Annotated in this window: 22 protein-coding genes, 1 tRNA gene, 1 other RNA gene and 1 pseudogene; 13 read left to right on the top strand and 12 right to left on the bottom strand. The window is 69.6% G+C overall.

Features of this window, described 5'->3' with window-relative positions; genetic code table 11:
• Positions 1-177 precede the first annotated feature (177 nt).
• From IM25_RS20220 to IM25_RS20210, 3 genes are all read left to right on the top strand, one after another.
• The gene (locus tag IM25_RS20220) at positions 178-600 is read left to right on the top strand and encodes a DUF3052 domain-containing protein (RefSeq protein ID WP_006554437.1); all 423 of its coding nucleotides are present in this window, start codon (positions 178-180) and stop codon (positions 598-600) included.
• A gap of 31 nt (positions 601-631) precedes the next feature.
• Entirely contained in the window at positions 632-1,096 is a 465-nt protein-coding gene (locus tag IM25_RS20215) for a peroxiredoxin (RefSeq protein WP_006554436.1), read from the top strand.
• Positions 1,097-1,128: 32 nt separating this feature from the next.
• Positions 1,129-1,200: transfer RNA gene (locus IM25_RS20210), tRNA-Val, on the top strand.
• 73 nt (positions 1,201-1,273) lie between these two features.
• Here the strand turns inward: IM25_RS20210 and IM25_RS20205 are convergent.
• The 4 genes from IM25_RS20205 to IM25_RS20190 are packed head-to-tail and all read right to left on the bottom strand — an operon-like array spanning position 1,274 to position 3,695.
• On the bottom strand, positions 1,274-1,675 hold the full coding sequence (locus IM25_RS20205) for a DUF5655 domain-containing protein (RefSeq protein WP_006554434.1): 402 nt from the start codon (positions 1,673-1,675) through the stop codon (positions 1,274-1,276).
• On the bottom strand, positions 1,672-2,508 hold the full coding sequence (locus tag IM25_RS20200) for an SURF1 family cytochrome oxidase biogenesis protein (RefSeq protein ID WP_033097779.1): 837 nt from the start codon (positions 2,506-2,508) through the stop codon (positions 1,672-1,674). The genes IM25_RS20205 and IM25_RS20200 overlap by 4 nt, the downstream gene beginning before the upstream one ends.
• A 28-nt stretch (positions 2,509-2,536) precedes the next feature.
• On the bottom strand, positions 2,537-3,007 hold the full coding sequence (locus tag IM25_RS20195; RefSeq protein ID WP_065996305.1) for a low molecular weight protein-tyrosine-phosphatase: 471 nt from the start codon (positions 3,005-3,007) through the stop codon (positions 2,537-2,539).
• On the bottom strand, positions 2,997-3,695 hold the full coding sequence (locus IM25_RS20190; protein WP_033097781.1) for an HAD hydrolase-like protein: 699 nt from the start codon (positions 3,693-3,695) through the stop codon (positions 2,997-2,999). Before IM25_RS20190 ends, IM25_RS20195 begins: the two co-directional genes overlap by 11 nt.
• Before the next feature lie 75 nt (positions 3,696-3,770).
• On the opposite strand from IM25_RS20190, the gene IM25_RS20185 reads away from it, so the two are divergent.
• From IM25_RS20185 to IM25_RS20175, 3 genes are all read left to right on the top strand, one after another.
• Positions 3,771-4,919, top strand: coding sequence for a Nif3-like dinuclear metal center hexameric protein (locus IM25_RS20185; RefSeq protein ID WP_033097782.1), 1,149 nt, complete (start codon positions 3,771-3,773; stop codon positions 4,917-4,919).
• Positions 4,920-4,993: 74 nt separating this feature from the next.
• Positions 4,994-5,731 carry a zinc ribbon domain-containing protein gene (locus IM25_RS20180; RefSeq protein ID WP_033097783.1) on the top strand — a complete coding sequence of 246 codons (738 nt, stop codon included), beginning with the start codon at positions 4,994-4,996 and terminating at the stop codon, positions 5,729-5,731.
• Positions 5,728-6,888: a bifunctional RNase H/acid phosphatase gene (locus IM25_RS20175; protein WP_033097784.1), complete on the top strand. Its 1,161-nt coding sequence runs from the start codon at positions 5,728-5,730 to the stop codon at positions 6,886-6,888. Before IM25_RS20180 ends, IM25_RS20175 begins: the two co-directional genes overlap by 4 nt.
• Here the strand turns inward: IM25_RS20175 and IM25_RS27045 are convergent.
• The 3 genes and pseudogenes from IM25_RS27045 to IM25_RS20160 form a co-directional block, all read right to left on the bottom strand.
• Positions 6,866-7,267: a lipase family protein gene (locus IM25_RS27045; protein ID WP_052040101.1), complete on the bottom strand. Its 402-nt coding sequence runs from the start codon at positions 7,265-7,267 to the stop codon at positions 6,866-6,868. The two genes, IM25_RS20175 and IM25_RS27045, sit on opposite strands and share 23 nt — an antisense overlap.
• 119 nt (positions 7,268-7,386) lie before the next feature.
• A pseudogene (locus tag IM25_RS27040) lies at positions 7,387-7,556 on the bottom strand (lipase family protein); the annotation flags it as partial.
• Between the two features lie 300 nt (positions 7,557-7,856).
• Positions 7,857-8,378, bottom strand: coding sequence for a DUF1697 domain-containing protein (locus tag IM25_RS20160; protein WP_019289801.1), 522 nt, complete (start codon positions 8,376-8,378; stop codon positions 7,857-7,859).
• A gap of 55 nt (positions 8,379-8,433) precedes the next feature.
• Here IM25_RS20160 and rnpB point away from each other — a divergent pair.
• From rnpB to IM25_RS20140, 4 genes are all read left to right on the top strand, one after another.
• An RNA gene (rnpB, locus tag IM25_RS20155) (RNase P RNA component class A) lies at positions 8,434-8,841 on the top strand.
• Positions 8,842-9,109: 268 nt separating this feature from the next.
• Entirely contained in the window at positions 9,110-9,292 is a 183-nt protein-coding gene (locus IM25_RS20150) for a hypothetical protein (protein ID WP_006554424.1), read from the top strand.
• Between the two features lie 43 nt (positions 9,293-9,335).
• The gene (locus IM25_RS20145; RefSeq protein ID WP_033097785.1) at positions 9,336-10,745 is read left to right on the top strand and encodes an RNB domain-containing ribonuclease; all 1,410 of its coding nucleotides are present in this window, start codon (positions 9,336-9,338) and stop codon (positions 10,743-10,745) included.
• Positions 10,735-11,337: a CHAP domain-containing protein gene (locus IM25_RS20140; RefSeq protein WP_019289798.1), complete on the top strand. Its 603-nt coding sequence runs from the start codon at positions 10,735-10,737 to the stop codon at positions 11,335-11,337. Before IM25_RS20145 ends, IM25_RS20140 begins: the two co-directional genes overlap by 11 nt.
• A gap of 6 nt (positions 11,338-11,343) precedes the next feature.
• Here IM25_RS20140 and pip read toward each other — a convergent pair whose 3' ends face one another.
• The 4 genes from pip to panB form a co-directional block, all read right to left on the bottom strand.
• Positions 11,344-12,255, bottom strand: a complete 912-nt coding sequence (gene pip, locus IM25_RS20135; RefSeq protein WP_050993506.1) for a prolyl aminopeptidase — start codon at positions 12,253-12,255, stop codon at positions 11,344-11,346.
• 51 nt (positions 12,256-12,306) lie between these two features.
• Positions 12,307-12,747, bottom strand: coding sequence for a hypothetical protein (locus tag IM25_RS20130; protein ID WP_033097808.1), 441 nt, complete (start codon positions 12,745-12,747; stop codon positions 12,307-12,309).
• 71 nt (positions 12,748-12,818) lie between these two features.
• Complete coding sequence (locus IM25_RS20125) at positions 12,819-15,521, bottom strand: cation-transporting P-type ATPase (RefSeq protein ID WP_065996302.1); 2,703 nt, start codon at positions 15,519-15,521, stop codon at positions 12,819-12,821.
• 112 nt (positions 15,522-15,633) lie between these two features.
• A complete protein-coding gene (panB, locus tag IM25_RS20120) occupies positions 15,634-16,494 on the bottom strand; it encodes a 3-methyl-2-oxobutanoate hydroxymethyltransferase (protein ID WP_033097787.1) in 861 nt (286 codons plus the stop codon).
• Between the two features lie 185 nt (positions 16,495-16,679).
• Between panB and IM25_RS20115 the strand changes: the two genes are divergently transcribed.
• The 3 genes from IM25_RS20115 (at position 16,680) to IM25_RS20105 (ending at position 22,679) form a co-directional block, all read left to right on the top strand.
• Positions 16,680-18,230, top strand: coding sequence for an alpha/beta hydrolase (locus IM25_RS20115; RefSeq protein WP_064255548.1), 1,551 nt, complete (start codon positions 16,680-16,682; stop codon positions 18,228-18,230).
• Positions 18,231-18,315: 85 nt separating this feature from the next.
• On the top strand, positions 18,316-19,653 hold the full coding sequence (gene glnA / locus IM25_RS20110) for a type I glutamate--ammonia ligase (RefSeq protein WP_065996300.1): 1,338 nt from the start codon (positions 18,316-18,318) through the stop codon (positions 19,651-19,653).
• 14 nt (positions 19,654-19,667) lie between these two features.
• Positions 19,668-22,679 (top strand): bifunctional [glutamine synthetase] adenylyltransferase/[glutamine synthetase]-adenylyl-L-tyrosine phosphorylase, encoded by a 3,012-nt coding sequence (locus tag IM25_RS20105; protein ID WP_033097789.1) that lies wholly within the window; start codon positions 19,668-19,670, stop codon positions 22,677-22,679.
• A 7-nt stretch (positions 22,680-22,686) separates the two neighbouring features.
• Here the strand turns inward: IM25_RS20105 and IM25_RS20100 are convergent, their stop codons facing one another.
• Complete coding sequence (locus IM25_RS20100) at positions 22,687-23,022, bottom strand: hypothetical protein (protein WP_033097790.1); 336 nt, start codon at positions 23,020-23,022, stop codon at positions 22,687-22,689.
• Positions 23,023-23,224 lie beyond the last annotated feature (202 nt).

The raw sequence follows: 23,224 nt of genomic DNA, 5'->3' as shown, positions 1-23,224 counted from the left end.
CAGGACGGAACGGACACCGTGCGAGGCGGTGCAATGGGTCCCTCTGGAAAGATTCTCCCGCTTTTCCCAGCGATTCGGGTTGCGTTGAGGCCCGCAACGATGTTCGCTTTGACCAATTGATCGTCACGCCGGTACGCGGATCCGATTCGCGCACCACAACCCTTAGGAGGAGCCACCGTGGTCGCCGCGGCGGATGCCAAGAACTATGTCTCCAAGCTCGGTATCACTCACGACCACGTGGTGCAGGAACTCGGTTGGGACGAGGACACCGACGACGAGTTGAGAGCTGCGATCGAAGAGGTCACCGGTACCGAGCTGCTCGACGAGGATTCCGACGAGGTCGTCGACGTCGTGCTGCTGTGGTGGCGCGACAGCGACGGCGACCTGGTCGACGCCCTCATGGACGCGATCGGCCCCCTCGCCGACGAGGGCGTCGTGTGGGTGCTCACCCCCAAGACCGGGCGCCCCGATCACGTCGAGCCCAGCGAGATCGCCGAGTCGGCCGCCACAGCCGGCCTCACCCAGACCACGGCCACCAACCTCGGTGACTGGATCGGCAGCCGCCTCGTCCAGCCCAAGGCCGGCCGTCCCCGCCGCTGAACCGGCTCCCGGAACGTAAGGATCCATACGCATGCCGATCGCCGTGGGCGCCGAAGCCCCCGATTTCACTCTCAAGGACCAGAACAACCAGGAGGTGACGCTGTCGAGCTTTCGGGGCAGCAAGAACGTGCTCCTGGTCTTCTACCCCCTCGCCTTCACCGGCGTCTGCCAGGGCGAGCTGTGCGCCGTCCGCGACGACCTGCCCACCTTCGAGAACGACGACACCGCCATCCTCGCGGTGTCGGTCGGCCCGTCGCCGAGCCACAAGATCTGGGCAGCCGAGCAGGGCTACACCTTCCCGCTGCTGTCCGACTTCTGGCCGCACGGCGAGGTCGCGCAGGCCTACGGTGTGTTCAACGAGAAGTTCGGTTTCGCCAACCGCGGCACGTTCGTCATCGACAAGGACGGCATCGTGCAGTTCGCGGAGGAGAACCAGCCCGGAGAGGCCCGTGACCAGGGAGCTTGGGCCAGAGCGCTCGCCGCGCTAAAGTCCTGATGCGAAGTCGGCGGCACCTGCCGCCGTCTTTCGGGCGTGTAGCTCAGTGGTAGAGCTCTGGTTTTACACACCAGCGGTCGGGGGTTCGAAACCCTCCGCGCCCACAATCACATGTAGCGATTCCGGTGGATCCGGCCACCGTCTAGCGGGGTCCGATCCACACAAATCCCCTAGACGTCAGTCGCGCGGTTCCGCCGCGGTGCGGTAGGCGACGTTCAGCAACTCCACGAAGTGGTCGTCGAGTTCGTCGACCGACGAGACGCTCAGCCGGTGCGTCGTCACTGTCCCCTTCTTCGGGAACGCCTCACGCAGCGTCGCGTGGTGGATGCGCCGCGGCAGATCCAGGGCCACCTCGAGACGCGAGGCGTAGACGAACGCCGCCGCGAACGGGCGGCCTCGCGACCAGGAGATCTCCGACGCGTGGACGTGCTCGGTGACGTCGCCGCCGAGGTCGAGGATCATCGCGCGCACGTGCCGGAACACATCGACGGCGGCCGGATCCTTGTCGGCCAGGTAGTCGTCGACGGTCGCGTACATCGGGAGCTCCTCGAATCGGGGCAGGGTGGTCGGCTCGGTCACCGCGGCCGGCCGTATCGATCGGCGAGCTTCTCGCTCGCGGTGCGCGGTGCCGCTTCCGCCGGGGCCTCTGCTGCGTCACCACCGTCTTGCGAACCCTTGGACTTCCTACGTTCCCGCAGCTCGGCCCACACGAAGTAACCCAGACCCAGCGGGGCCATGATCCCGAACGCCAGCCACTGCAGGCCGTAGGACAGGTAGGGGCCCGAATCGAGCTGGGGGAGCGGGATCACGCCGAGACCGCCGGGCTGGTCGGCGTCGAGCTGCAGGTAGACGTCCTCGAGATCGAGACCCGTGACGGACGCGACCTGCGGGGCGTCGATGAAGTACACCTGCTGGTAGCCGTCGTCGACGAAGGGGGCCTTGTCCTCGACCGTTCCCTCGGACATCCGGATGCGGGCGTCGAGGGTGACGGTGCCGGACGGCGCGGCTGGAATCTCGGGGATCTCGGTGCCGCGCACGGGCCGCACGTACCCGCGGTTGACCAGGATCGTTCCGCCGGAATCGAGGACGAACGGGGTCAGCACCTCGTAGGCCGGCCGCGACTCGACGTTGCGCAACCGCACGAGCACGTCCGACTCGGGCAGATAGGAGCCCTGCGCCAGCACCCGGCGCCACTCGTCCTCGATCGTCGGACCGTCGCCGCCCAGCAGTTCGCCGACGGGAACCGGATCCTGTGCCATCGACCCAGCGATGCGACCGTTGCGGTCTTCGGTGTTCGTGTTCTTGCCGAGCTGCCACGGCGCGAGGACCGTGAAGCACGCGTAGGCGAAGCCGACGACCACCAGTGCCAGGACCAACCAGCCGGGGCGTAGGAGAAATGTCAATCGGCGCACAGATCCACGGTAGCCGGTGAGGTGCGTCTCACTGCTGCCGCACCCGCTCGAGCAGGCCCGGAACGGCGGCTTCGATCTGCTCGCGGACCTGCTCGAACTCGTCGAGGGAGCCGTAGTACGGATCGGGCACGGAATCGTCGTCGGCGTCGGGATCGAACGAACGCAGCAGCACACGGCGATCGGACGGGACACCGAGCTGCGCCAGCGCCCGCTCGTGGGTGGTGGTCATGGCGACGACGAGGTCGGCCGACAGGTGCTCGGCACCGAGCTCGGCGGCGCGGTGACCGGTGGGATAGCCGTGCCGCTGCAGCACCGCGTCGGTGCGTGGATCCGCCTCGGAGCCGACGTGCCAGCCGTGCGTGCCGGCGCTGCTCCCCCGGACCCGGTCGTCGAGTCCCTCCCGCCGCAGGTGCTCGGCGAAGATCTTCTCGGCCATCGGCGACCGACAGATGTTGCCGGTGCACACGAAGGTCACGTGGAAGCGGTCGTCAGCGTCCACCCGTGAGTACCTCCCGCAGTTCCTCGACCGAGGCGGTCGTCCGCGCCGCCGCACGACCCTCGGTCTCGGTCCCGTAACCCCACTCGACGAAGACCGTGGGGATGCCGAACCGGCCTGCACCGTGGATGTCGTGCTCGCGGTCGCCGACCATCACCACACCGGTGGTACCGCCCGCTTCGGCATCCTGCGGATCGATCCCGAGAGCGGCGAGGCTGTGCGCGACGACCTCCCACTTGTGCCGCCGGGCGCCGTCGTCGCTCGCACCACCGATGAACTCGAAGTATCCGGTCAGACCGAAGTGGTCGAGGATCCGCTCGGCGAACGCCTGGGACTTCGACGTCGCCACCGCGAGGCGACTCCCGGCCCCGCGCACGGCATCGAGCACCGCTTCGATGCCGTCGAAGACCGCGTTCTCCGCCCAGCCGGTCGCGGAGTAGTAGTCCCGGTAGGCCGCGAGTCCCGCAGCGACCTGCTCCTCGTCGAGCCCGAGATTCTGCAGGGTGTCGCGCATGGGCGGTCCGAGCAGCCACTGCAGGTCGCCGTCGGGCGCCTCGAAACCGGTCGTCTCGGCGGCGTGGAGGAACCCGTTGATCACCCCGGTTGCGGAATCGGTGAGCGTGCCGTCCAGATCGAACAGGACGACGGGAGCGGGGAGCACGAGCGGCTGGGTGGCAGCGAGAACGGTCACCGGGCCATTCTCCCCGTTCGTCCGGTCTTCCGCCGCGTAGGGTCGTGCGCGTAGGAGAGAGCGGATCAGCTGGAGGTGGACGTGACGGCGGCGACGCTGCGTGAGGTGATCGACGTTCTGGAGACGGCCTACCCGCCGTCGCTGGCGGAGAGCTGGGACTCGGTGGGACTCGTCGCCGGCGACCCCGACGAGCCGGTGCACAAGGTGCTGCTCGCCGTCGACGCGACCGCGGCCGTCGTCGACGAGGCGCTCGAGTGGGGTGCGCAACTGCTGCTCGTGCACCACCCGCTGTTGCTGCGCGGAGTGGACACGGTGGGCGCGCACACCCCCAAGGGTGCGCTGATCCACCGCCTCATCCGCGGCGGTTGCGCCCTGTTCACCGCGCACACCAACGCCGACCGCGCGAACCCCGGAGTCTCGGACGCCCTCGCCGGAGCGCTGGGCCTGACCGGCCTGCGACCGCTCGAGGCCAAGCCCGAACCCGCGACCGACAAGTGGGTCGTCATGGTGCCGTCCGACGCCGCCGACACGGTGCGCGCGGGACTGTTCGCGGCGGGCGCGGGTGCCCTCGGCAACTACCGCGAATGCTGCTGGTCGACCACGGGCACCGGCCAGTTCCGCCCGGTCGACGGCGCGGACCCGGCCATCGGCTCGGTCGGTGACCTCGAACGCGTCCCCGAGGACCGGATCGAGGTCATCGCCCCGCGCCGGTCGCGCGCGGCGGTGCTCGCGGCCCTGCGCGACGCGCACCCCTACGAGGAACCGGCCTTCGACATCATCGAGCTCGCCGACCTGCCGAGCGATCGCGGGCTCGGCCGGGTGGGGGAGCTGCCGCAGACCCGCACGCTGCGCGAGTTCACCGCCGACGTCGCCGCCGCTCTGCCCGCCACCGAGTGGGGTGTGCGCGGCGCGGGCGACCCCGACCGGCCGGTGCGGACCGTGGCGGTGTGCGGTGGATCCGGTGATTCTTTCCTCGGGCTCGCCACCGCGCACGGTGTCGACGTCTACGTCACCGCCGACCTGCGGCACCATCCCGCCGACGAGCATCTGCGCGCCGGGGGTCCCGCGCTGGTGGACGTCGCGCACTGGGCGAGCGAGTACCCGTGGTGCGCGCAGGCCCGCGACGTCCTCGATAGGGCGTTCGCCGATCGGGACGGCTGGCAGGCGCGGGTCAGCGAGTTGCGCACCGATCCCTGGACGACCGCGGCGGGCGCGGTACGGTAATCAGCTACGACACGTCCCGCGTGGCCGCCGACTCCCGGTCCACCGACACACCATCGAAAGCAGGAACCACCCGAGTGAACGTCGAACCCACCGTGCAGGCCAAGCTGCTGTCCCTCGCCGCCGTGGACGCAGAGCTGAACCGCCTCGCGCATCGCCGTCGGACACTGCCCGAACAGCAGGAGGTGGACCGCTTGCAGACCGAGCGCAACGCGCGCAAGGACGCCGCGGTGGCAGTCGAGATCATCCTCGACGACCTCGACCGGGACATCCGGAAGCTCGAGGGCGAGATCGAGGCCGTGCGCATGCGCGCCGACCGCGACCGGTCGATGCTCCAGAGCGGCTCGGTGGGATCGAAGCAGCTCACCGAACTGCAGCACGAGCTCACCAGCCTCGAGCGTCGCCAGGCGGCACTCGAGGACGACCTGCTCGAGGTCATGGAGCGTCGTGAGGCGTCGAAGGCCGACCACGACCACGCCGGTGCGCGGGTCTCGCAGGTCGACGACCAGCTCGGCGACGCCGTCCGGGCCCGCGACGAGGCGCTCGCCGACATCGAGGTGGCCGAGCAGCGGTGCCGCAGCGACCGCGAGGCACTGCTCGCCGTCTTCCCTACGGAACTGATGACGCTCTACGAGAAGCAGCGCGAGAAGTCCGGCATCGGCGCCGCACTGCTGCAGGCCCGCCGCTGCGGCGCGTGCCGTCTCGAACTGGACCGCGGTGAGATCGCCCGGATCGCGGCCGCACCCGCCGATCTGCTCGTCCGGTGCCCGGAGTGCGACGCGATCCTGGTCCGCACCAAGGAATCCGGACTGTGACGACGGTCGTCGTCGAAGCGGACGGTGGTTCTCGCGGGAATCCCGGACCGGCCGGTTACGGTGCCGTGGTCTTCGATGCCGACCATCGGACCGTCCTCGCCGAACGCCAGGCGAGCATCGGGCGCGCGACGAACAACGTCGCCGAGTACAAGGGTCTGATCGCCGGTCTCACGGCCGCCGCCGAGCTCGGCGCCGACGAGGTGCACGTCCGCATGGATTCCAAGCTCGTCGTCGAGCAGATGAGCGGACGGTGGCAGGTCAAGCATGCCGACATGATCCCGCTGGCCGCGCAGGCGCGGGAGCTCGCCGGCCGGTTCCGCACCGTCGACTTCACGTGGATCCCGCGTGCGGAGAACGCCTACGCCGACCGGCTGGCCAACGCCGCGATGGACGCGGCCGCCGAAGCGCTGCTGGACGTCGCGTCCGACACTGTGACGCGTCCCGTGGCGCCGTCGAATGCGGGGGCCGAGAACGTCGCCACCCCGCCGGCCGTGCCTGTGCCCGATCCGGCAGTGCCGCCTTCACCCGGCTGGACCGGTGCGGTCGGGTCACCGACCCGTCTTCTGCTGCTGCGTCACGGGCAGACCTCGCTGTCGGTCGAGCGTCGCTACTCGGGGCGGGGCAACCCGGAGCTGACCGAACTCGGTCGCGACCAGGCGGTCGCCGCGGCCAGGCGACTCGGTGCCCGCGGCGGGATCACCGCCGTGCTGGCGTCACCGCTGGGGCGAGCGCGGGAGACGGCCGCTGCGGCCGCCGACGCCCTCGATCTCCCGGTGACGGTGCACGACGGGCTGATCGAGACGGATTTCGGCGACTGGGAGGGTCTCACCTTCGCCGAGGCCGCGCGTCGCGATCCCGAACTGCACCGCCGCTGGCTCGGCGACACCTCCGTGCGACCCCCGAACGGCGAGAGCTTCGACGAGGTCGCCAAGCGGATCGCCTCGGTGCGCGACGACCTGCTGACCGACTACGTCGGCTCGACCGTGCTGGTCGTCTCGCACGTCACGCCCATCAAGACGTTCCTGCAGATGGCGCTCGAGTCCGGCCCGTCGCTGCTGTACCGCCTGCACCTGGATCTCGCGTCGCTCAGCATCGCCGAGTTCTACGCGGACGGCGGCTCGTCCGTGCGGCTCGTCAACGACACCTCGCACCTGTGAACCCGTAGCGGTCGCGAAACGACAAGTGGCCGCGCAGACATGTCGGGGGGTTGTCTGCGCGGCCACTCATCAGGTCTATCTGTCGGCCGACTGAGGGTGTTACACGGTCCCGAGAAATTCTTCCGGCGGGATGTCGGGCGGTGCAGCCGGACTGGGATTCCCGGCCGGAGAACCGCTGATCGAGCCAGTCGAGGCCTTCGACGACGGCCGGGAACATGCCGATCAGATGGCCCGTCCCGGTCTTCGTCAGAACGGGTCCGACGTCGTAGCGGCGGTAGGTGACGTCGGCGCCGGCCGAGCACCACTTGTCGACCATGGGGTCGACCCCTTGGACGAGCACGAAGTCGTCGCCCGTGCTCTGCGCCACGAAGACCGGCATTGCCGGGGCGCGGTTGCTGAGTTGCTGCTCGACGACCAGCGACGCCCACGGCTCGTCGCCGAGATGAAACCGTCGACGACCCAGCCGATCCCGCCGGAGAGCAGGGATCCGTCGCCGGCCACGGCGAGGTCGCCCAGGTCGGCGGGCGGTGAACCGGCCACGGCGCCGACCACCGACAGTTCGGGGCGTACGTCGCGGCGAGTTCGGCGGCCGAGGCGGATGCCATGCCGCCCTGCGAATATCCCCAGAACGCGATCGGGCCGTCGGGGTCGAGACCGCTGCGGTACATCACGCGGGTGAAGGCCGCGTCGAGGACGGCCGGGGTTTTCGGGACGACGGCGGCGACCGACGATGCGGTGCGCAGGACGTCGCCGAGCGGCGCCGTCTCGAAGGCCGGAGGGGACGTGTAGAAGTCGGTATCGGACTCGGCGGTCTCCACCGTCGGTGTGGTCGCGAGGAGTGCAGCCGCGGCGATCGAGGCGAATGCTCCGGTGCGTCTGCGCATCCTGGACCTTCCGGCGGGCCGAATGTCGAGGAGGGACGCTACCTGCAGTCTGTACGCAGGTGCGATGGCCGGCGACGTGCCCTGTCAGGCCAGTCGACGCAGCGTGTTGAGGTTCCGGACGGTCGTCGTCGCCTTGTTCCGGGCCGAACCCGACTGTTTCCCCACGGCACTGTCGAGCGTCGAGCCCTTCACGACCTGCCAGTAGAGGACCCTCTTGCCTACCTCGATGCACTCGAGATTCGGATCGAGATCGTCCGACAGGGCGGCCAGCGATTCGAGTACGGCGGGATCGGAGACGAACACGACGTACGAATGCCGGTCGGCGCGTGCGTCGTCGAAGGGATACGCCTCGACGACCCGCGCGAGATACGACTGCTCGACGACGAAGGTGTAGGCCTCGTAACCGAACCGCTCGGTGAGTGCGGCCTCGATCCGGGCCTTCGCGGTGGCGGGGTCGTCCTCGGAGTCGAAGAGCACGTTGCCGGACGCGAGTACGGTGCGGACGTTCTCGAAGCCGAGGCCGACGAAGACCTTCTTCAGATCGGCCATCCGGATGCGGATGCCGCCGACGTTGATTCCGCGGAGCAGGGCCACGAGTCGCGTCATGAGTGCACCGTAGTTGGCGGCGCCGATACGCCGCGGGATAGTCTGGTCGAGCGAACGAGTCGGCCGGGCGGCCGCGGAGCAGGGAACCGGTACCGGATGGGGCCAGGCCCTGAATCGAGGAAAGTCCGGACTCCACAGAGCAGGGCGGTTGCTAACGGCAACCCGAGGTGACTCGCGGGACAGTGCCACAGAAAGCAAACCGCCTGCCGTACGGCAGGTAAGGGTGAAAGGGTGCGGTAAGAGCGCACCAGCGCCCCGGGTGACCGGGGCGGCTAGGTAAACCCCGCCCGGAGCAAGGTTGAAGGTCGCACCGCGTGCGGTGCGGCTGCGCAGGTGTTCGAGGGCTGCTCGCCCGAGCCTGCGGGTGAACCGCTCGAGGTACCCGGCGACGGTGTGCCCAGATGGATGGTCGCCACCCCGTTTCGGCGGGGGACAGGATCCGGCTTACAGGCCGGCTCGTTCGCCCGGCGTCTCCCGATCCCACCGCGTTGCTACCGGTCGGGTCAGATCGGATAGATGACCAGCAGGTGCGCCCAGTAGGAGGCCGCATCCGGACCCAGCCAGGGCAGCAACGCGTCGTAGAGGATGTAGGACATGGCGTGCTCCTTCGTTCGGACATCGAGCACATGCGCGTTCGGACATCGAGCACATGTGTGCGGCCCGACAGTACCGCGCCACGCCCGCCGACGGGTTGCCCGTACACGAGGACGTCGTTCGGGCACACTGAGACCATGAGCGACGACGGCTGGTACTACGACGTGCGTACGGGGAAGGTCTCCCAGGGCAAGGATCCGCACGCCCTCAACCGCATGGGGCCCTACCCGGATCGGGAGACCGCTCAGCGGGCGCTGGAGATCGCGGCAGAGCGGAACAAGGCGGCCGACGCCGCCGACGACGACTGGAAGAACGGTTGAGTTCGACGACGAGCACCCGGAACCGCAGGAGTTCCCGAGCATCGTGGTGACCACTCCCATCGTCGTCGCGCCGGCGATCGACTTCGCCGACGTGCGCGCCGAATTCGACCTCGTCGACGGCTTCCAGTCGGATGCCCTCGACGAGGCACGGCAGGCGGCCGACCGCTACGCGGACGTCCGCGAGGACCGCACCGACCTGCCGCTCGTGACCATCGACCCACCCGGATCGATGGATCTCGATCAGGCGCTGCACCTCGAACGCACCGACGACGGTTTCGTGCTGCACTACGCGATCGCCGACGTGTACGCACTCGTCGAACCGAGTGGCGCACTGGACGCCGAGACGCACCGCCGCGGGCAGACCTACTATCTGCCCGACGGCTCGGTGCCGTTGCATCCACGCGAGCTGTCCGAGGGCACGGCGAGCCTGCTGCCGGACGCCGTCCGCCCGGCGGCGTTGTGGCGGATCGAGACCGACCACGGCGGGGAGCCCGTCGCGGTGAGCGTGCGGCGTGCGCTCGTCCGGTCGGTCGCGCGCATGGACTACGCCGGAGTGCAGCGCGACGCCGACGCGGACAGGTTGCATCCGTCCGTCGAGGCGTTGCCCGACTTCGGCCGGTTGCGCTCGGCCGCGGCGCTCGCGCGCGGCGCGATCGAACTGCGTCTGCCCACGCAGGACGTCGTGCCGCACGGCGACGGCTGGAGGCTGCAGATCGAACCGCGGACCGAGGCCGACGAGTGGAACTCCGAGATCTCGCTGCTCACCGGAATGTGCGCCGCGCAGATGATGATCGACGCCGGGGTCGGTCTGCTGCGCACCCTTCCCGCCGCCGATCCCGCGGCGGTCGACGGGCTGCGTCGCACCGCTCGGTCGTTGGACGTGCCGTGGCCGCCGGAGATGGGAGTCGGGTCCTTCCTCGCCGGACTCGACGCCCACGATCCGCGCACGCTCGTGTTGATGAGCGAAGCGCCGACGCTACTGCGCGGGGCGTCCTATGCCGCCTTCGACGGTGACTTGCCCGAGACCATCCTGCACGGAGCGATCGGCGCGCCCTACGCGCATGTCACCGCGCCGTTGCGCCGGTTGTCCGACCGATACGCCACCGAGGTGTGCCTCGCGGTGTCGTCGGGCCTGCCCGTCCCGGAGGCGGTGCGCGCCGAACTGTCCGCGATGCCGAAGATCATGTCGTCGACCGATTCGCTCGCCGGCAAGGTGAACCGGGCGTGCATCGACCTGGCCGAGGCCGTCGTGCTCGCGCCGCGAGTGGGAGAGACCTTCGAGGCGACGGTGCTGAAGGAAGCCACCGACCGGCATGACGCCGAGGTGTTCGTCGCCTCCGAGACCGTCATCGGCCCGTGCGGCGGGGCACCCGAGGAGGGCAGCACCGTGCGGGTGCGGCTCACCCTCGCCGACCCGCAGGCCCGCAAGATCCGCTTCGACCATGACCGGTGAGACCACGCGGCGGCGACGTCCGGTCGCTGCCGTCCTCGCCGTCGCGGTCGCGTTGTGCGCGGCGCTCGCGGTGCTCGTGTGGTGGATCCTGCCGAACCGGCTGTTCCCCTGGGACAGTGCGTCGTTCCCCGAGATCGACACGTCGGCGTTGACACCGACGCAGGTGCGGATCGTCGAACTGCTCGAGGAGCAGCACGAGGCGCAGAAGCCCGGCACGTTCTACTCGGAGGGTGTCCGCGAACCGTGGTGCGCCGACTTCGTCAGCTGGATCATGCGGGAAGCCGGTGTGCCGCTGTCCAATCCGCATTCGGGCCACTGGCGGATCCCGGGCGTGTACACACTCCAGGAGTACTACGAGCAGACGGGCCGCTACGAACCGGCAGGAACGGGTTACCGGCCGGAGGTCGGCGATGTGGTGCTGTACCACAACAGGATCGGTGTCGGTCAGCGCGAGCACACGAACATCGTCGTCGCCGTCGACGGTGATTCCGCGATCACCGTCGGCGGAAACGAGATGGGCCGCATCCGCGTCCACGAACTCGACGTGACCGGGGACGACGCCGTGGTCGGCTTCGGGCGGTTGCCGGGCTGATCCGGGTCAGCGGAAGGTGTCGGTGGTCTCGACGAGCCGGTGCACGATTCCCGGTTCGGTCGCCGCATGGCCCGCGTCGTCGACGATGTGCAGGCGGGAGAACGGCCACGCCTCGTGCAGGTCGTGCGCGCTGCGCGTCGGGCACACCACGTCGTAGCGGCCCTGCACAATCACGCCCGGGATGTCGCGCAGCAGATGCGCGTCGCGCAGGAGTGCCCCCTCGTCGAAGAAGCCACGGTGGTGGAAGTAGTGGTTCTCGATACGAGCGAAGGCCAACGCGAACCGGGGTTCGGCCGTCTCCGCGACGCGATCCGGGTTCGGCAGCAGTGAACTCGTGGCGCCCTCCCAGGTGGACCACGCGATCGCCGCGTTCAGGGCGACGTCCGGATCGGTCGAGTGCAGCAGGCGGTGGTAGACGTCCACGGGATGCTCGCCGGGCCCAGTGGTGGCGAGCGGGGCACAGAATCCTTCCCACGCCTCAGGGAACAGTTGCCCGGCGCCGCCGTTGTAGTACCAGTCGATCTCGCTGCGGCGCAGCAGGAAGATCCCGCGCAGGACGAGTTCGGTGACGTGCTCGGGGTGCCGCTGGGCGTAGGCGAGGGCGAGCGTCGAGCCCCACGACCCGCCGAAGACCATCCACCGGTCCACACCGAGGAAGGTGCGCAGCCGCTCGATGTCGGCGACCAGATGGTCGGTGGTGTTGACCGACAGATCGGCGCCGTCGGCCACGTGGGGCTGCGACCGGCCGCAGCCGCGCTGGTCGAACAACACGATCCGGTAGGCGCCCGGATCGAAGAAGCGCCGGTGCAGGGGTGCGGTGCCGCCACCCGGACCACCGTGGAGGAAGACCACGGGCTTGCCTTGCGGGTTGCCGCTGACCTCCCAGTACAGCTGCTGGCCGTCACCGACGTCGAGCATGCCCGTCTCGTGCGGCTCGATCGGCGGGTACAGTTCGCGTCGCTCCACGGGTCAGAACCCGACGAGACCCGACGCGAGATCGGGGATCTCGAGTGCCTGCACGGCCTCCTCGCGCACCTCCGGGCACTGCGCGGAGGTCGCCGCGTCGATGCGGCCCCGGTCGCCCGCGAGCGCGACGAGGTCGACACCGTTCGCCGCACCCCATTCGCCGACGAGGATGTTGAGGCCACCGCGCCCCACCGAGGGGGTGTAGGTGCGCCAGTTCGACAGCTGGCCCTCGAGGCGTGCACACAGATCTGCGGCCTGCGCCTCGGTGAAGCCACCCGCTCCGGCCTCCGCGGGGCTCGACCCCGCAGCCGATGTCGTCTCCGTCGTCACCGGGGACTCGGTGGACGTGCCGGTCGGTGCCGGGTCCTGGGCCGGCGCGCACGCCGCGAGAACACCTGCCAGCGCGACGGCGACGGCGGGAACGAGACTGGAGCGGATCTGCATGGACACCTCACGGGTCGTACGGTCGGATCGTCGTCGAGTCTGCCACCGGCCGGGGACGGGGCCGTCGGCGGTCAGGACACGGGTGCCGGTCGCAGGCGCCGGACCACCCACTTCTCGAACTCGGCGACGACGAACACCAGCAGGCCCGCCGCGAGCACCTTGCCCCAGTCCGCCCACGAGATCGCGGCGGACCCGAAGATCGCCTGCATGAACGGGGCGTAGGTGAACAACAGTTGCAACGCGGCGCACGCCGCGATCGCAGCAAGCACGTACCGGTTCCCGAACGGCCCGTCGCGGGTGAGGACCGTGTCGCGGATGCGGCGGCTGTTGAGCAGGTAGAACATCTCGGCCACGACGATCGCGTCCACCGCGAGCGTGCGCGCGACCTCCACCGGTGCACCGCGGTCGAGTTCCCACAGGAACAGGCCGAGCGAGCCGACCATCATCAGCACCGACACCATCACCACGCGCCAGACGAAGAAGCGGGACAGCAGTGATTCCCCGGGCGGTCGCGGCCTGCGGAGCATGACCGACTTCTCCGTCGGTTCGAACGCGAGCGCCAGACCGAGGGTGCTGACGGTGGCGAGGTTGATCCACAGCACCTGCGCGGGTGTGAGCGGCAGGGGGAGCTGGAAGAGGATGGCGGCGACGACCACCAGCGCCTCACCGCCGTTGGTGGGCAGCATGAAGAGGACGAACTTCTTCAGGTTGTCGTAGACGCCGCGGCCCTCGCGGACTGCGGCGGCGATGCTCGCGAAATTGTCGTCGGCGAGAACGACGTCGGCCGCTTCCTTGGCGGCCTCGGTTCCGGTCATGCCCATCGCGACCCCGACGTCGGCCCGCGCAAGCGCCGGCGCGTCGTTCACACCGTCGCCGGTCATCGCCACGACGTGACCGCCGGCCTGCAGGGCGCGCACCAGACGGAGTTTGTGCTCGGGACTGGTGCGCGCGAAGATGTCCGTCTCCGCGACGACCCGGCGCAGTTCCGCATCGTCGAGGGTCTCGATCTCGGCGCCGGTCATCGCCCGCGAACCCGTGCCGAGACCCATCTGCGCCCCGATCTCGGCGGCGGTGGCGGCGTGGTCACCGGTGATCATCTTCACCGTGATCCCGGCGCGGTGGCATTCGCGCACCGCCGTGATCGCCTCCTCGCGCGGCGGGTCGATGATGCCGACCAGAGCGAGCATCGTGAAGTCGTGCCGGGCGTCTTCGAAGGCGAGCACGCCGTCCTCCGGTTCGCGGTCGCGGAACGCGAGGGCCAGCACGCGCAGGCCCTGGGCCGCGATCTCGTCGGCGCGGCGGGTCCAGTAGGCCTCGTCGACGGGGCGTACCACGCCGTCGGCGCCGAGCTGGCCGGTGCAGGCGACGAGGACCCGCTCCGGGGCGCCCTTGAGCAGGATGCGTTCGCGGCGACCGTCGTCGTGCGGGTGCAGGGTCGCCATGAACTTGTGTTCGGATTCGAACGGGACGACATCGAGGCGCGGCCACCGCTCGTGGGCCGCCGCGGTGGGCAGGCCGGCCTTGCGGCCGAGGACGACGAGCGCTGCCTCGGTGGGGTTGCCGTGCACCTCCCACACGCCGTCCTCCTCGACCACCTCGGTGTCGTTGCACAGGACACCGGCGCGGACGGCCAGATCGAGTGCCGGGTCGGTGTGCGGATCGACCGGATCGCCACTCTCGGCGGCGATGATCGAACCGATCGGCGCGTAACCGACACCGCCCACCTCGACGGTGCGGTGCGCACACACGACCTTCTGCACGGTCATCTCGTTGCGGGTCAACGTGCCCGTCTTGTCGGAGCAGATCACCGTCACCGAGCCGAGGGTCTCGACGGCAGGAAGGCGCCGGATGACGGCGTTGCGCCGGGCCATGCGTTGCACGCCGAGGGACAGGGCCACGGTCATCACGGCCGGGAGTCCCTCGGGGATCGCGGAGGCGGCCAACGCGACCACGAGGGTGAACATCTCCGCCGGGCTCTCGCCGCGCCACACGACACCGAGCGCGAAGGTCACGGCGGACGCGAGGAGGATGACCGCCGCCAGCCAACGGCCGAAGCGGCCGATCTGCTCGAGCAACGGTGTGGCCGCGCGGTCGACACCCGACAACAGGGCATTGATGCGGCCGAGTTCGGTGTCGGAGCCGGTCGCGATCACCACGCCGTCACCCTGGCCGAAAACCGCGACGGTGCCGGTGAAGCACGTCGATCTGCGGTCGCCGAGTTCGGTGTCGGCGTCGACCGGGTCCGGTGTCTTGGCGACGGGCACGGATTCACCGGTCAGGGCCGCCTCGTCGATGCGCAGCTCACGCGAGCTCAGGATCCGCAGGTCGGCGGGGACGCGGTCGCCGGAGGCGAGGCGCACCACGTCGCCCGGCACGAGATCTGCCGCGGGGATGTCGACGATCCGGCCGTCGCGGTGGACCCGCGTCCGGGGCGCGAGCATGGCACGGATCGAGTCGAGCGCGGACGCGGCGCGACCCTCCTGGACGAAACCGATGAGCGCGTTCACGATCACGGCACCCATCAGGACTGCCGTGTCTATCCAGTGGCCCAGGAACGCGGTGACGACAGCGGCCGCCATCATCACGTACAGCAGGACGTTGTGGAACTGTCGCAGCAGTCGCCACCACCAGCGATCCGAGCGGGGAGCGGGCAGCGCATTGGGTCCGTACAGCTCCCGCCGGCGGGTCGCCTCGGCCGTGGTCAGTCCCGCTTCGGTGGTCTCGAGCCGGGCGAGCGTGTCACCGGAATCGAGTGCGTGCCAGGGGTGGCTCATTACCGGAATTTTACTCAGTGTCGCTTCCGCGGGCACCCCGGGACGGCGGTGATCCCGGACGCACGAGGGGCACCACCGCGGTCGGTGGTGCCCCTCGGCAAACGAGCGATCGTCAGAAGGAGTGCTCGGGCCCCGGGAAGGTGCCCTGCCCGACCTCTGCTGCGTACTGTGTTGCGGCGCGGCGCAGTTCGTCGCCCACCTGTCCGAACTTCTTGACGAACTTCGCGGTCTTCCCGCTCGTGTAGCCGGCCATGTCCTGCCAGACGAGGACCTGGGCATCGCACTCGTTGCCGGCGCCGATGCCGACGGTCGGGATGCTCAGCTTGCGGGTGACCTGCCCGGCCAGGTCGGCCGGCACCATCTCCATCACGACGGAGAAGGCGCCTGCCTCCTGGACGGCGATCGCGTCGGCGACGAGCTGCTCGGCGCCGTCGCCGCGGCCCTGCACCCGGAACCCGCCGAGTGTGTTCACGGACTGCGGGGTGAAGCCGATGTGTGCCTGCACGGGGATGCCGGCGGCGGTGATCGCGGCGATCTGCGGAGCCATCCGCTCGCCACCCTCGAGCTTCACCGCGTGGGCGCCGCCCTCCTTCATGAACCGCACGGCCGTGGCGAGGGCCTGTTCAGGCGAGGCCTCGTACGAGCCGAACGGCAGGTCGGCGACGACGAGCGCGTGCGGAGCACCGCGCACTACGCCGCGGACGAGGGGGAGGAGTTCGTCGACGGTCACGGGCACCGTGGTGTCGTAACCGTAGACGACGTTGGCTGCGGAATCGCCCACGAGCAGGACGGGGATACCCGCCTCCTCGAAGATGCGGGCGGAGGAGTAGTCGTAGGCCGTCAACTCTGCCCAGCGGCGGCCTTCGGCCTTCATCGCCTGCAGGTGATGGACTCGTGTCTTGCGCTTGGGGGTGTCGGCAGGGGCTGAAGCGGAGGCCGCGCCGCCGTATACGGACGTCACGTTGTCGGACATCACTGTCCCTTTCTTCCTCGAGGCCCTCGGGGTCCCCGGGTCGGGTGATGACTGTCTCAGTCTGCCACTCGGCCCGGAGAGCGCGAAGGCCGCGCAGCGGTGCGATTCGTCACACCGAACGACCGCTCGGAAGAGAGTGCAGGTCGTGTCGCTGCAGGTTGACCGGGGCATGGCACGATCGGATCGTGCCCCACCCTGCTCGCGCGCGCATCCGTCGTCTGTCCGTCCTGGCGCTCGTGGCCGCTGCCGCGGCGACCGCGTGCGGTGACACCGCGCAGGAACAACGACAGCCGTCGGCGGTCGGAGTGGTTCCGGGCCTCGAACGGTTCTATGAGCAGGACGTCGACTGGGAGTCGTGCGGGCCGTACGACGCCGACGGACCGATGATGGTGCGGCAGGGTGTGGAGTGCGCACGCATCGAGGTTCCCCTCGACTACGAGGACCCGGACGGTGAGGTGATCACCCTCGCGGTGTCGCGACTGCCCGCCGGCGGCGACCGGATCGGTTCCCTGCTGGTCAACCCCGGCGGCCCGGGCGCCTCGGGACTGTCCACCGCGCTCGCGGCCGACGGCACCGTCCTCGCCGACCGCTTCGACGTGGTCGGCTTCGACCCCCGCGGTGTCGGATCGTCCGAACCGGCGGTCCGCTGCCTCACCGACGCCGAGTTCGACGCCGACCGTGCTGTGGACGACGGGGACACGAGCCCTGAGGGCATCGCCGCGACGGAGAAGCGCAATCAGGAGTACGCGGAGCTGTGCGCCGAACGCAACGGCACGGATCTGCTCGCGCACCTCGGCACGCGCGAGGTCGTGCAGGACATGGACGTCCTCCGCGGGGTCCTCGGGGACGACGCGCTGACCTATCTCGGCTACTCCTACGGCACCCGGCTCGGCACCCTCTATGCCGAGGCCTTCCCGGGCCGGGTGCGGGCGATGGTGCTCGACGGTGCGATCGATCCGGAGCAGGACCCGGTCGAGGAGATCGTGCTGCAGGCCGTGGGCTTCCAGAAGGCCTTCGACGAATTCGCGGCGTACTGTGCGCAGTACGCGGGGTGCCCCCTCGGGGCCGATCCGGCCCGGGCCGCCGAGCGGTTCCGGGGGCTCGTCGACCCGCTGCTCGACGCTCCCGCACCCACGACCGACCCGCGCGGACTGAGTCACCGCGACGCGATCACCGGCGTGCAGCAGGGGTTGTACTCGCCGACGCTGTGGGGGTCGTTGCGCGGCGGGCTGGAGTCGCTCGCGAGCACCGGCACCGGCGACACCCTGTTGCGGCTCGCCGATCTCTACGAAGGGCGGGGCGAGGACGGCACCTACAGCAACATCACCGACGCTTTCAACGCGATCCGGTGCGTGGACGACCCACCGGTGACCGACCGCGCGCTCGCGGGCGAACTCGACACGCGGTTCCGCGCGGCCGCACCCTTCCTCGACGACGGCCGCGGCACCGGATCGGCGGCCCTCGACGTCTGTGCCTTCTGGCCGGTGCCGGCCACCGGGGAACCGCACACTCCCGACGTTCGCGATCTGCCGCCCGTGCTCGTGGTCTCGACGACCGGGGATCCCGCGACCCCCTACGACGCGGGGGTCGAACTCGCCGCCCGGCTCGGTGGTGTCCTGGTGACCTTCGAGGGAACGCAGCACACCGTCGCCCTGGACGGCAACGAGTGCGTGGACACCGCTGTGACCAGCTATCTGGTGGATCTCGAGGTGCCCGCGCGGGATCCTCGCTGTTGACCGGAGGGGCGTGTGAGCGACACGCCATCCGGATGCGCCTGCCGATGTAACACGGAATTAACGGATTGTGCCTAGTCTCGCGGGTATGGATCGCCAGAAGGAGTTCGTGCTCCGCACCCTCGAAGAGCGCGACATTCGGTTCGTGCGTCTGTGGTTCACCGACGTCGTCGGCACTCTCAAGTCGGTGGCGATCGCGCCTGCCGAACTCGAAGGGGCCTTCGAGGAGGGCATCGGCTTCGACGGCTCGGCCGTCGAGGGCTTCTCCCGCATCTCCGAAGCCGACATGGTTGCGCGTCCCGACGCCACCACCTTCCAGGTGCTGCCCTGGAGCGACGACCGGGGCCACCAGTACTCGGCCCGGATGTTCTGCGACATCACCATGCCCGGCGGCCCCCCGAGCTGGGCCGATCCCCGCCACGTGCTGAGGCGTCAGCTCAACAAGGCTTCCGATCTCGGGTTCAGCTGCTACGTGCACCCCGAGATCGAGTTCTTCCTCGTCGAGGACGGCCCCGAGGGCAGTGCACCCGTGCCGGCCGACATCGGCGGCTACTTCGACCAGTCGGTGCACCGTTCCGCCCCGCACTTCCGGCGTCACGCCATCGACGCGCTCGAATCCATGGGTATCTCGGTGGAGTTCAGCCACCACGAAACCGCACCGGGCCAGCAGGAGATCGACCTGCGCTACGCCGATGCGCTGTCCATGGCCGACAACGTCATGACCTTCCGCTACGTGGTCAAGGAGATCGCGATGCAGGAGGGCGTGCGGGCCACCTTCATGCCCAAGCCCTTCCGCGACCACGCCGGTTCGGCGATGCACACCCACATGTCGCTGTTCGAAGGTGAGACCAACGCCTTCCACGACCCGGACGACCCGCTGCAGCTCTCGGCGACCGGCAAGGCGTTCATCGCCGGCATCCTCGAACACTCCAACGAGATCAGCGCCGTCACCAACCAGTGGGTCAACTCGTACAAGCGTCTCGTGCACGGGGGAGAGGCACCGACGGCCGCCTGCTGGGGTCCGTCCAACCGCTCCGCGCTCGTGCGTGTCCCGATGTACACCCCGAACAAGGCGTCGTCGCGGCGCGTCGAGATCCGCACCCCCGACTCGGCGTGCAATCCCTACCTCACCTTCGCGGTGTTGCTCGCGGCCGGTCTGCGCGGCATCGAGAAGGGTTACGAGCTCGCACCCGAGGCAGAGGACGACGTGTGGTCGCTGACCTCCGCCGAGCGTCGCGCCATGGGTTACCGCGAACTGCCCACCGATCTCGACATCGCGCTGCGCGAGATGGAGAAGTCCGAACTCGTCGCCGAGACCCTCGGTGAGCACGTCTTCGACTACTTCCTGCGCAACAAGTGGCGGGAGTGGGAGAACTACCGCAGCCAGGTCACCCCGTTCGAACTCGAGCAGTACCTGGGGTTGTAAGCGACGATGGAAACGTGGTGAGACCGCCCAGCGCGCGTTCGGTAGTTCCCGGCCCCGGTCGGCTCGGCCTCGTCGAGCCGACCGCCCCTGCCGAACTCGCTCGACTCGGATGGAACGACGCCGACAGCGTCGAACTGCTGTGGTCGCTGTCCCGTGCCCCGAACGCGGATCTGGCGTTGCGCACTCTCGTGCGACTGGCCGACGCGCTCGGTGACGACTGGACGGACCTCGACTCGGCGCTCCGCACGGACACAGGCCTGCGCGGCCGGCTGTTCGGGCTGTTCGGTGCGTCGTCGGCGCTCGGCGACCACGTCGTCGCCAATCCGGATCGCTGGACGATGCTCGCGGGCAGCGCGGCGCTGCCCGACAAGCACACCTTCACGGCGCGGATGCTCGACAGCGTCGACGCCGAGCCCGAGCCCGACGGGCGGCCCGGCCGGTTGATCCACCGGGCCGGACTCGTCGGCCCACACGCGGTCGCGGCGCTGCGGACCACCTACCGCGACCAGCTCATGCTGATCGCCGCCGCCGATCTCGCCGCGGTGGTCGAGAACGAACCGGTGGTGCCCTATCTCGAGGTCGGTGCGCTGCTCGCCGACCTCGCCGATGCGGCGCTGACCGCGGCGCTCGCGGTGGCCGTGTCCACGGTGATTCCGGACGGCCCGTGCCCGATCGACCTCGCCGTCATCGCGATGGGCAAGTGCGGTGCGCGCGAACTGAACTACGTCAGCGACGTCGACGTCGTGTTCGTCGCCGAACCCGCCGATGCCCGGGCGAGCCGGATCGCCGGCGAGATGATGCGCATCGGCACGTCGGCGTTCTTCGAGGTCGATGCCGCGCTGCGCCCGGAGGGCAAGCGCGGCGAACTCGTCCGCACCCTCGAATCCCATGTCGCGTACTACAACCGGTGGGCCAAGACCTGGGAGTTCCAGGCACTGCTCAAGGCGCGACCGATGACCGGGGATCTCGACCTCGGCCGCCGGTACATCGACGCCATGAGCCCGATGGTGTGGACCGCCTCCGAACGCGAGGACTTCGTCCCCGATGTGCAGGCGATGCGGCGCCGGGTCGAGGAGATGGTCCCGCCCGAACTGCGCGAGCGCGAACTCAAGCTCGGACGCGGCAGCCTCCGCGACGTCGAATTCGCCGTGCAGTTGCTGCAACTCGTGCACGGCCGCGTCGACGAGTCGCTCCGCGTCCCCAACACCGTCGAAGCGCTGTGCGCGCTCGCCGACGGCGGCTATGTAGGCCGCGACGATGCGGCGAACATGCGGGCGTCCTACGAATTCCTCCGCCTGCTCGAACACCGGTTGCAGTTGCAGAGGCTCAAGCGGACCCATACCCTGCCTCCCCCGGAGGACCGCGAGGCGCTGCGCTGGCTCGCCCGTGCCGCCCACATGCGACCGGACGGACGCAAGGACGCGCTCGGCGTTCTCGAATCGGAGATCAAGCGCAACTCGTCGCGGATCCGCAAACTGCACGCGCGCCTGTTCTACCGGCCGCTGCTGGACTCGGTGAGCAAGCTCGACAAGGAAGCGCTGCGGTTGTCGCCCGACGCGGCCGTCCGCCAGCTCGCCGCGCTGGGCTACAACGCCCCGCAGCACGCGATGGAACACCTGGCTGCGCTGTCCGGCGGGGCCTCACGCAAGGCGCGCATTCAGGCGCTGCTGCTCCCGCAGTTGCTCGAATATCTCGGGGAGACAACCGATCCCGACGCCGGTCTGCTCGCCTACCGACGGCTGTCCGATGCGCTCTACGACACCGTCTGGTTCCTGCGGGTGCTGCGCGACGAACCGGCGGTGGCCGAACGCCTCATGACGGTGCTCGGCTCGTCGGCCTATGTCGCCGACCTGCTGGTGAAATCTCCCGACGTCATCCGCCTGTACGCCGACGCCTCGACCGGGCCGCGGCTGCTCGAGGCGAACCCGCCCGAGGTGGCGCGCGCCCTCGTCGCATCGTCGTCGCGCTACTCCGATCCCGCTCGCGCCATCGCCGCCGCGCGTTCGCTGCGCCGCGCCGAACTCGCGCGCGTCGCGAGCGCCGACATCCTCGGCATGCTCGACGTGCCGCAGGTGTGCCGGGCGTTGTCCACGGTATGGGCGGGTGTCCTCGAAGCCGCGCTCGACGCGGTGATCCGGGGCTCGGAACAGTCCCGCGGACCGGCGCCGGCGCGTATCGCGGTGATCGGGATGGGCCGGCTCGGAGGCGGCGAACTCGGCTACGGATCCGACGCGGACGTGCTGTTCGTGTGCGACCCGCTGCCGGACGCCGACGAGACCGATGCGGTCAAGTGGGCCACGAGCATCGCCGAGCAGGTGCGGCGACTGCTCGGCGCGCCGAGCACCGACCCACCGCTCGAGGTCGATCTGGATCTGCGTCCGGAAGGTCGCAGCGGTCCCATCGTCCGGACGTTCGCTTCCTACCGGGCGTACTACACGCAGTGGGCCGAGGTGTGGGAGGTACAGGCGCTGCTGCGTGCACACGCCGTCGCGGGTGACCGCGAGCTCGGCACCCGCTTCCTGCACATGATCGACGACGTGCGCTATCCCGAGGGTGGGGTCTCGCAGGAGGCCGTCCGCGAGATCCGGCGCATCAAGGCACGCGTGGACTCCGAGCGGCTGCCGCGCGGGGCCGACCCGGCCACCCACACCAAACTCGGACGGGGCGGTCTCGCCGACATCGAATGGACCGTGCAGCTGCTGCAGCTCCAGCACGCCTACCGGCTCCCGGCGCTCCGCACGACCTCGACGCTCGAGGCCCTCGACGGCATCGGCGCGGCGGAACTGCTCAGCGCGACCGACGTCGAACTCCTGCGCACGGCATGGATCACCGCGACGGATGCGCGGAACTGTCTCGTGCTCGTCCGCGGCAAACCGACCGACCAGCTCCCGGGGCCGGGGCGGCTGCTCGAAGCCGTTGCCCGCGTGACGGGGTGGCGTGGTGAGGACGCGTCGGAGTTCCTCGACCACTACCTACGCGTCACGCGTCGTGCGCGGGCGGTCGTCGAGCGGGTGTTCTGGGACTGACGGACCGTCAGTCGCAGAAGACGACGAGTGCGAGTCCTCGCCAGACCTCGACCTCGGTCTTGTCCCATTCCTTGTTCTCGTGGTCCCAGTCGTACTCGACCTCGACGTCGTAGCCACGGTCGCGTTGCTCGGTCACCCTGCAGTTCTGCATGGTGCTGCCGGAACGGTTGAGGATGATGTAGGGGACTCCCGCGTCGGAGAGCACGTGCTGTGCCTGCTCCTGCGACATGCCGACGACGGAAATGTCGGTCTGCGCCGCTGCGGTGCCCGCGAGTGCGACGGATAGAGGGACGGGGGACAGCATGACGGCGGCGCATGCTGCCGAAACGAGGGATCTACGCATGGTGGCCTCCCGAGGAGACGTGTCGTTCGGATACGGACCACGTCGCATCCACTCCCCCGCGAGCGGGCGTGACGAACATCACCAAAGCTGTGTCCTCACGGTACACCCGTGTGCAGTACGGCTGTCCAGTCGGTTTCGGCTCGGCGGACCTGCGCACGACCCCCTGCACACGACGGAGCCACCCGCCGAACACGAGGGGTGG

This window comes from Rhodococcus sp. p52, from assembly GCF_000763325.2.
Classification (GTDB): domain Bacteria; phylum Actinomycetota; class Actinomycetes; order Mycobacteriales; family Mycobacteriaceae; genus Rhodococcus; species Rhodococcus pyridinivorans.
Note: the sequence above shows the minus strand (reverse complement) of the source record. Positions and strands in the feature narration are given on the sequence as shown.